The organism is Arthrobacter sp. 05T442, assembly GCF_056395945.1.
This window is the reverse complement of record NZ_JBFTKM010000038.1, coordinates 1-9,290: the sequence shown is the minus strand read 5'-3', so window position 1 is coordinate 9,290 and position 9,290 is coordinate 1. Positions and strand designations below refer to the sequence as shown.

Here is a 9,290-nt window from a genome sequence, read left to right as displayed (position 1 = left end):
ACCGAGGTCCGGGACCACGAAATCGGTTTCGGCGCCACGCTGTCCCCGATCGCGCTGCGGCACCTTTTCGACCACTCCGCCGTGCACCTGAACGTCGAATGGCGGGACCTGCCCGAGGACGCCTGGCACCGCACGGTCCGGACCATCCAGGGCCGGGAAGTCCCCGCCACCGAAACGGTCTGGATGCGCACCCGCGAAGTCTGGATCCACGCCGTCGACCTCGACAACGGCGCCACATTCGCAGACATCCCGGAACCCGTCCTCGAACGGCTCCTTGCCGACATCACCGGCGCCTGGCACACCCGCGGCACCGATGAGGGTCTCCTCATCAACGCCACGGACCGGAACTTCACCTTCGGCGACACCACCGCACAATCCCCCACCACCATCTCGGGCACCCTCCCCGCCATCACCGCATGGGCCGCCGGCCGCGGCACCCGCGGCGTGACCGCCGTCGGGCCCGGCACGGACGCTTCCCCCAACGGTGGCGGCCCAGTTCCTGCCGCACCCACATGGATCTGAGGCAAGGGCGCACCCTACGTCATATCGAAAACCCGGTGCGGTGTCTCCATCACGGTCCGCACCACACTCCCCGCAGCTCCCAAGACTGCGCCCGACTGCCCGACAGCTGAAAAGCCAATACTCTCGGGCCGAAGGACGCCCGGGGCGTGTTTTGTCAGGCTCTCCAACAGGGCTGGCCTGATCCAGTCCCCCAAAACGGCGAAGTGCCCGCTGAGGACCACTGATGAAATGTTGAGGAGCCGGGCGGTTGATGCCACGGCCATGCCCAGAAAGGCGCCGGCCGTGGTTACTGCCTCCACAGCCCTCGGCTCCCCTTCGAGGAGCGCCGCCTTCAGCCGCGCCAGGCGCTCGGACCGCGAGTGATATCCGCCCGCGACGTCCTCGCGTTGCGGGGCGTTCCGGCGCCCTGTGAATTCCGCGGAAGGAATGCCGGCCGCAGCCAGGATTGCGTCCTGCCCAGCCACGGTTTCCAGGCAGCCTGTGCCGCCACAGGAACAGGCCACACCGTCCGGCCGGACCACGACGTGTCCCAGCTCACCGGCGTGCCCCTGCGGACCGGTAAACGGCTCAGAGCCAATCACCAACCCGCCGCCGACCCCGACCTCGCCGGAGACAAACAGAAAATCGCCGCCACCGGCAGAACGATGCCGGAGCTCGGCGAGTGCTGCTGCGTTGGCTTCGTTGAACAACATGGTGCCCAAGGGCACGTGGGGAAGCAGGGCACCCAGGTCCAGGACCTCGGTGTTCCAGCCCAGGTTGGGAGCCGTGATAACCGTTCCGGTTCTGTCATCAACGAGCCCCGGAACGGCGAGCCCGCCGCCCAGCACGCGGACCCCGAGTGCGTCCGCCATACCCCTGAGTTCAGCTGCCAGGCCTGCCAGCGCCGCCGCCACGGCACCGGGGGCAGCGTTGCGGTTGTCCTGCTCCCGCGATTCCTGGAGTAACAGATTGCCGGCCAGGTCGGTCACGGCCGCGGAGATGTAGTCGACGTTGATTTCCATGCCCATCACGCCCCTGGCGGGATTCAGCTCCAGACCTACCCCGGGCCGTCCTCGCTCACCCTGCGGATTCAGTCCCATTTCCCTGACGATGCCGGCGTCGAGGAGGTCCAACACCAAACTGGACACGGACGCTTTTGTGAGGCCGGTGGCGGCGGCAATCTGGGCCCGGGTCAGGTGCCGGCCTGCCCCGGACTGCCCAATACGACCGAGGACCAGGGCCAGGTTGGCGCGGCGGATGTCACCCATGCTGCCCGGGCCCCCCGCATCGGTGTAACCGGACAACGCTGCCGAACTGGCCATGCGGCCCTCCTCTGAAGTTTGTACCCAACGGGCAGCCTCGTCCTATTGACCATAACTGACGCCCCTTATATAGTTCAAGCGATAAACTAAAACCCGGGGTCCCCCGGTCCCCCCGAATGCAAGGATGCATCATGACTCTTACGCCCACACCCGGCGACAAGTTCACCTTCGGCCTATGGACCGTCGGCTGGACCGGAGCGGACCCCTTCGGTGTAGCCACCAGGAAGCCTCTGGACCCCGTAGAGGCAGTGCACAAACTCAGCGAACTCGGCGCCTACGGCATCACTTTCCACGACAACGACCTGATCCCGTTCGATGCCACGGCCTCCGAGCGCGACCTGATCCTGAAGAATTTCCGCACCGCACTGCAGGAAACCGGCCTTAAGACCCCCATGGTGACCACCAACCTGTTCAGCCACCCGGTCTTCAAGGACGGCGGCTTCACCTCCAACGACCGCTCCGTCCGCAGGTTCGCGCTTAGCAAGGTCCTGCAGAACATCGACCTCGCTGCCGAGCTGGGCGCCGAAACGTTTGTCATGTGGGGCGGACGCGAAGGCAGTGAATACGATGGCTCCAAGGACCTGTCCGCCGCGCTGGACCGCATGAAAGAGGGCGTCGACACCGCTGCCGCTTACATCAAGGACAAGGGCTACGGGCTGCGGATCGCCCTGGAACCCAAGCCCAACGAGCCCCGCGGCGACATTTTCCTGCCGACCGTGGGCCATGGCCTGGCCTTCATTGCCCAGCTCGAACACGGCGACATCGTGGGCCTGAACCCGGAAACCGGTCACGAGCAGATGGCCGGGCTGAACTTCACCCACGGAATTGCGCAGGCTCTCTGGGCCGGAAAGCTCTTCCACATCGACCTCAACGGCCAGCGCGGCATCAAGTATGACCAGGACCTGGTATTCGGCCACGGCGACCTGACGAGCGCTTTCTTCACCGTGGACCTGCTCGAGAACGGCTTCCCCAACGGCGGTCCCAAGTACGACGGCCCGCGTCACTTCGACTACAAGCCCTCCCGCACCGACGACTACGACGGCGTCTGGGAATCCGCGAAGTCAAACATGGCCATGTACCTGCTGCTCAAGGAACGCGCCCTCGCCTTCCGTTCCGACCCTGCGGTGCAGGAAGCGCTGAAGACCTCCGGTGTGTTCGAACTCGGCGAACCCACCCTGGCCGCGGGTGAGACCACAGCAGACCTGCTGGCAGACTCGTCCGCGTTCGCGGAGTTCGACGCCGATGCCGCCGCCGAGCGCTCCTTCGCCTTCGTGCGTCTCAACCAGCTCGCCATCGAGCACCTGCTCAACGCCCGCTAAAACGCAGGCACCCTCACAACAGCATCAAGGCGCCGCCGGAGTCACTGGCATTCCGGCGGCGCCGATGCATCAAAGGAAACCCCATGGGCCTCGTTGCCGGAATCGACAGCTCCACCCAGTCCTGCAAGGTGGTGGTCCGCGACGCGGACACCGGTGAGCTGGTGCGCCAGGGACGCGCCAGCCACCCGGACGGAACCGAGGTCCACCCCGACCAGTGGTGGAACGCCCTGAAGGAAGCCATCAGGCAGGCAGGCGGACTCGCCGATGTCAGCGCGGTCTCCGTCGGCGGCCAGCAGCACGGCATGGTCTGCCTCGACAGCACCGGCGAAGTCATCCGCCCGGCGCTGCTGTGGAACGACACACGGAGCGCGCCAGCCGCGCTGGAGCTGATCCGGGATGCCGGCGATGGCGACCCAGCGGAGGGTGCCAGATACTGGTCCCGCGCCACGGGAACAGTTCCGGTGGCCTCGCTGACCATCACGAAGCTCCGCTGGCTCGCCGAAAACGAACCAGCTAACGCAGCGCGCGTTGCCGCCGTCTGCCTTCCCCACGACTGGCTCTCCTGGCGCCTGGCAGGTTTCGGCGCCGGCAGCGGCGAGGCCGGGCTGGCGGCACTCCGCACCGACCGCTCGGACGCTTCCGGCACCGGCTACTACTCCGCGTCCGCGGGCAAGTACCTTCCGGACGCCCTCGAAAAGATCCTCGGCCACCTCCCACTTCTTCCCGCCGTCGTCGGCCCACTGGATATCGCCGGCAAAACCCCGGAAGGGGCGCTCATAGGACCGGGGGCCGGGGATAACGCCGCCGCCGCGCTGGGCGTCGGTGCGGGCGTGGGCGACGTCGTCGTCTCACTGGGCACGTCCGGAACCGTGTTCGCTGTATCATCCACTCCCGCGGCGGATGAGTCCGGGCTCGTAGCAGGATTCGCGGATGCCACCGGCAATTATCTGCCCCTCGCCTGCACGCTCAACGCAACGCGCATCTTCGACGCCACGGCAGCCTTGCTGGACCTCAGCCTGGCCGAATTCAACGAGCTGGCGCTGGCGGCCCCGGCAGGAGCCGGCGGACTGACGCTGGTCCCGTACTTTGACGGCGAGCGGACACCCAACCTCCCCGAAGCGGCAGGTTCGCTGCACGGCATCACCCGGGCGAACTACACGCCGGCGAACCTGGCACGAGCCGCCGTCGAAGGCGTGCTATGTTCCCTCGCCGACGGCCTGGCCGCCCTGGCGGCGCAGGGTGTGGAAGCGCAGCGGATCTTCCTGGTCGGGGGCGGCGCAAGGTCAGCCGCGGTGCAGCAGGCCGCGGCATCCATCTTCGGCCTTCCCGTCACTGTCCCGCAGCCCGGGGAGTATGTCGCCGACGGGGCGGCACGGCAGGCAGCCGGCGTGCTGTCCGGATCGTTCCCCGTCTGGAAGGGTGGGCCCGCGGTGACAGTTACCGAACCGCCCTCACCCCACATCCTGGAGCGCTACCGGAGCGCGGCGGCACACTACAAGGTGGGTACGTGAAGGAATACGCCATCCACGACGGCGGGTATCTCGCCGACATCACGGCACGCGGCGGAGCGCTGCGCCGACTCCGGCACCAGGACAGGGACCTGATTGTCTCCTTTCCCGCTGGTGGACCAATTCCGGATTTCAGGGGAATCATCGCGGCTCCCTGGCCAAACCGCATCGCGGATGGGGCCTACACCTTTATGGGACGGAGCCACCAGCTGCCCGTCAACGAACCCGACAGGGCGTGCGCCCTCCACGGCCTGGCGTTCACGATGGACTGGAGCCTCAAGGACCGCGGTGATTCATGGGTGACCCTGGCCTGTTCCATCACGCCATCGCCGGGCTACCCGTTCACGCTGGATCTCCAGGCCCAATACCGGTTGGACGCCGACGGCCTCTGTCTTAGCGTCACTGCGACGAATGTGGGGGACAAAACGGCACCATATGGGGTTTGCCCGCATCCTTACCTGGTCGCCGGACCGGCACCTTTGGACGAATGGACGCTGCAGTTCGCAGCCGAAGAGTTCCTGGCAGTGACACCGGACCGGCTGCTGCCCGTCGGGAGCCGACGGCTGCGAGGCCACGAGTTTGATTTCCGAAGTCCACGCCAGATAGGAGCTACTGGGATCGACCACGCCTTCACGGGAATGGATTTCTACGCTGACGGGCGCGCACGGCTCCTCATCCGCGACCCCGGCGGCACAGGTGTCGGCATGGAATGGGATCGAAGCAGCACTTGGCTGCAGATCCACACCGCGGACAAACACCACCCCTTCCCGACTCGCCTGGGCCTCGCCGTGGAACCCATGACCTGCCCGCCGGACGCCTTTAACGGCGGCACAGACCTCATTCGCTTGGACCCAGCTGAAAGGCACGAAGTTACGTGGAGAATCTTTGCCCTGTGAGCGCATCTGCGGCCTTCACACCCGTCATCCCGGGCTTCCATCCGGATCCCACGATCTGCAGGGTCGGCGATGACTTTTATCTGGCCACGTCGAGTTTTGAATACTTTCCCGGAGCGCCGATCTTCCATAGCCGGGACCTCGTGTCGTGGGAACAGATTGGAAACATCCTCACCCGGCGCAGCCAGTTCGCGGCGGGAGACGGCCGTCCTTCAGGCGGAATCTTTGGATCGACCCTCAGGCACCACAATGGTGAATCCTGGTTTGTCACAACGAACATGAGCGACGGCGGTCAAGGCCATCTTCTGCTGCGGGCCAAAGACGCCGCCGCCGGGCCATGGAGCGAGCCGGTCCGGATACCGGGAACTCGGGGCATCGATCCGGATATTGCGTGGGAATCTCAATGATGTTGTCAACGGATGTTGGCCTGCCTTTCGGGTGTCCCGGCCGGTTGGTGGCCGGGACACCGAAAGTGTTTCTAGGCCCTCCAGCCGGGGTAAGGTTTCCGGTCCTGGTCCGGCAGTTCGGCAGCGGTGGCGGGGGTTGTCGGGGCCGTCGGACTGCCCGGAGGCCCAGTGGAAGTACACCTCTGCGGTGACCGCTGCGAAGCAGGCGTCCTGGGACCGGACCCAGTGCGCGGCGGTGTCGCCCTCGACGTAGGTGCCGTAGCCGAACAGTTCCCCGCTCACGTCCCGGGTGCGGGCAATGGCGAAGATGATGTAGGGCCAGGATCCGGCGTCCCAGCCCTCACTGCCCCAGTTCGGCAGCACGGACCAGGGGGTGTCTTCGAGGGTGTCCATCCAGTCGTACCCATCCCCTGCCCTGTTGTCGGCAGGAAGGGTCGGGGCGTTCACCGATTCCGCGGTGTCCGCGGTGCGGCGGCGGGTGGCTGTTGCTTGGCTCATGGGGTGATTCCTCCGTTTCGCTGAGGCGGGGCGGGTGCCTGGAGTACCGGCTTCCCTCTCCCCCACCATATTTTTTTCCTGCTGGCGGAGCATCGCGTAGCTGTGCCCGGCGGAGCCGGGGCAACCCGCAGGGCAAGCAGCGGATGGGTTGGGTGAGGAAATCAGCGAAGCGCCGAGTGCGAGCCATCCGGTGCGCTGCCGTCCGCAGGACGGTTGCGCCGGTGGAGCGGGCACGTAGGATCCAACGGACAGCAGCAAAAAAGTAAAGGAAAACGCCTTTGCTGCCCGCGCACAGCGAGGCCCTTTCTTGCTATGGCGGGCGGTGGAAATGCGATGGAGGGCCGCCTTGGTTGTCAGCGCCCTCGTGGACCGATTCTGCGGCAGGTCAGACACTTCATTTCCGTGGGATTCCGGACCGGCCCGGTCCGCCGGGTGGTGGCCGCTGGCGGTTCAGGGGTTGCTTATCTGCCGGCGCCTTGTGTCGCCTGGCGGCGTTCGCGGCGGGATTCGTAAACGGCTTCGAGCGCTGCGTTGTCGTTGATGCTGTCGGGCGGGGCCGCGCTGGTTCCTGCAAGGGGGTGTGGTTCCTGAGGGTGGCTCGTGTGGCCGTCCTCGCGGGACCGGCCGGTGGCTTTGACGACGAGGACGGCGAGGAGGGTCGTGACGGGCACGGCCAGGACTAGTCCGATGGAGGCGGCGAGGGTGCGCACGACTTCTTCGGCGAGCTGGCCGCTGGTGAGGGCATCCAGCAGGGGCCGGTCATAGAGCATGACCAGAATCAGCACCGGCAACGCGGCCCCGGCGTAGGCGAAGGCGATGGTGTAGACGGTGGAGGCGATGTGGTCCCGGCCGATGCGCATCGCGGAGGTGAACAGGTTCCGTGCCGTCGTCGCGGGGGGCCAGTTCGTGAAGTTCCCAGACGGCAGAGGACTGGGTGATGGTGACGTCATTGAGCACGCCCAGACCCGAGATGATCAGCCCGCAGGTGATGATCCCGGAGATGGAGAGTTTGTCGGAGACGTTGATCAGCTGGTAAGTGTTTTCGTCCCCGATGCCGGTCAGGTATGCGGCCGATACTGCCCAGGTTGCCAGCAGCGCTGTGATGCCCAGGCCGAAGAGGGTGCCCAGCAGGGCCGTGGAGGTCCGCGCGGAGAATCCATGGGCGAAATACAGGACACCGAACATGATGGCGGCGGCTCCGGCCAGGGCCACGGGGAGGGCGGGGCGGCCCTCCAGCAGGGCAGGGAGGACAAACGTGGCCAGGATGACGTAGGCACCGACCAGGCCGATGATCGCGCGCAGGCCGCGCCAGCGGGCGACGGCGATCACCGTCACGGCGTACAGCAGCGCCAGGAGCAGCACCGGCACAGTGCGGACAAAGTCCACGAAGACGTACTGCGATCCCGCGTTGGCAGGGACAACCTTGGACAGGTTGAGGTAACGCAGTTTGTCCCCTGCCTTGACCCCGTGGGATTTGGCGATCTCCGGGGTGATCTCCACGGTGACGAGATTCCCGCCCTGCTCCGGCTGGGTGTGGGCGACCAGGCACTTGGCTCCGGTCCCCCCGGCTGCGACGACCGCAGCGGAGGATGGACAGTCCTCCGTGCCGGCGCTTTGCACCGTCCCGGTGTCGAAGCTGACCCCGGGTGCGGCAGCATACGGGCTCGTGATCTTCAGGTCCCCGCGGTCGCCCGTGGGCCACATCAGCACCATCGCCGCCACCGTCAAGACCGCCAGCGGGGCGAGAACGGCCAGAAGCAGGATGTTGGCCCTGCGCCGCCCGGCTACCGCCCGGGCGGACGGACCCTCCCCGGATCCGGTGTGTGCATGTCCATGGCCCATCAGCTGCTCAACCTCATGATTCGAGGATAAGTGCCCCGCGGCCGATGTCAGGCCAACCGCGTCCGGGATGACCCGGCGCCCCGGCCAGGCCTCGGCCGCGCCGGCTGGTCCGCCGGGTGCCGCCAGCCGGTGAAGGCAAGTACGAAACGCTTGTCCGGTCAGGAATGACGCAGTCAAGTCCAGTAACGACCACCCGTGACCATCATTGGCGGTACTCCTAGGATTCGAAGTGGGCCGCTGCCGGCCCGTTGCTGTTCGTTCGGAGGCGGGGGCCGTTCATGAAATCCGCAAGAATTCTTGTTCTTGCTTGCCTTCTTTTCGGGTGGCAGGCCGGTCCGGCCTTTGCCGCGGACGATGCTCCGGGGGCTCCTCCTCCTGATGCCGCGGCGTTGGGAAACGACATCTCCTGGCCTCAGTGCGGCGCTGACCTTCCGATGCCCGCGCAGTTCGCTATCATCGGCGTGAACGGCGGCCGGCCCGAGACCACGAATCCTTGTCTGGCCACGCAGCTGGCCTGGGGCGCAGGCACCGCCGGTGCGCTGGCCGGGACCCCGGTTCCGGTGTACGTCAACACCGCCAATCCAGGCCCCGGCGGACCCTGGTGGTGGCCCGCATCGAACGTCTACGCCGGGAAGGAAGTTACCAACCCCTACGGGATGTGCGACGGCGCCTCCACTGCGGCGTGTGCCTACACGTACGGCTACGCCATGGCCTTCGACGATGTTAATCTTCGCGGCGTCCCCGACCCGGCCCACCGTCTCTGGTGGCTGGATGTGGAAACCGGGAACAGCTGGTCACCCGACACCGGTGCCAACGCGGCAGACCTGGAGGGCATGACCGCATATCTGCAGAGCATCGGGGCCGACGTCGGGATCTACTCCACCGCCTACCAGTTCGGAAAAATTGCCGGCAGCATTGATCCCGGCAGCAACCTGAACAGGCTCAAGAACTGGATTCCCGGAGCGGCGGCGTCCGCGCAGACGAACTGCGCGTCCAAACC

Annotated in this window: 6 protein-coding genes and 2 pseudogenes; 6 read left to right on the top strand and 2 right to left on the bottom strand. The window is 66.4% G+C overall.

The window, feature by feature from the left end; genetic code table 11:
* Positions 1-522: maleylpyruvate isomerase family mycothiol-dependent enzyme (locus AC1DES_RS18955; RefSeq protein ID WP_476897246.1), on the top strand; the 522-nt coding region annotated here is incomplete at its 5' end.
* Positions 523-536: 14 nt separating this feature from the next.
* Here the strand turns inward: AC1DES_RS18955 and AC1DES_RS18950 are convergent.
* On the bottom strand, positions 537-1,823 hold the full coding sequence (locus tag AC1DES_RS18950; RefSeq protein ID WP_476897245.1) for an ROK family protein: 1,287 nt from the start codon (positions 1,821-1,823) through the stop codon (positions 537-539).
* Between the two features lie 131 nt (positions 1,824-1,954).
* Here AC1DES_RS18950 and xylA point away from each other — a divergent pair, with 131 nt between their 5' ends.
* From xylA to AC1DES_RS18930, 4 genes are all read left to right on the top strand, one after another.
* Positions 1,955-3,142, top strand: a complete 1,188-nt coding sequence (gene xylA, locus AC1DES_RS18945; RefSeq protein WP_476897244.1) for a xylose isomerase — start codon at positions 1,955-1,957, stop codon at positions 3,140-3,142.
* 83 nt (positions 3,143-3,225) lie between these two features.
* Positions 3,226-4,653: a xylulokinase gene (gene xylB, locus AC1DES_RS18940; protein ID WP_476897243.1), complete on the top strand. Its 1,428-nt coding sequence runs from the start codon at positions 3,226-3,228 to the stop codon at positions 4,651-4,653.
* A complete protein-coding gene (locus tag AC1DES_RS18935; RefSeq protein ID WP_476897242.1) occupies positions 4,650-5,546 on the top strand; it encodes an aldose 1-epimerase family protein in 897 nt (298 codons plus the stop codon). The genes xylB and AC1DES_RS18935 overlap by 4 nt, the downstream gene beginning before the upstream one ends.
* Positions 5,525-5,950: a family 43 glycosylhydrolase gene (locus AC1DES_RS18930; RefSeq protein WP_476897241.1), complete on the top strand. Its 426-nt coding sequence runs from the start codon at positions 5,525-5,527 to the stop codon at positions 5,948-5,950. The genes AC1DES_RS18935 and AC1DES_RS18930 overlap by 22 nt, the downstream gene beginning before the upstream one ends.
* 959 nt (positions 5,951-6,909) lie before the next feature.
* Here the strand turns inward: AC1DES_RS18930 and AC1DES_RS18925 are convergent.
* Positions 6,910-8,290, bottom strand: a pseudogene (locus AC1DES_RS18925) (YibE/F family protein).
* 434 nt (positions 8,291-8,724) lie between these two features.
* On the opposite strand from AC1DES_RS18925, the pseudogene AC1DES_RS18920 reads away from it, so the two are divergent.
* A pseudogene (locus tag AC1DES_RS18920) lies at positions 8,725-9,290 on the top strand (hypothetical protein); the annotation flags it as partial.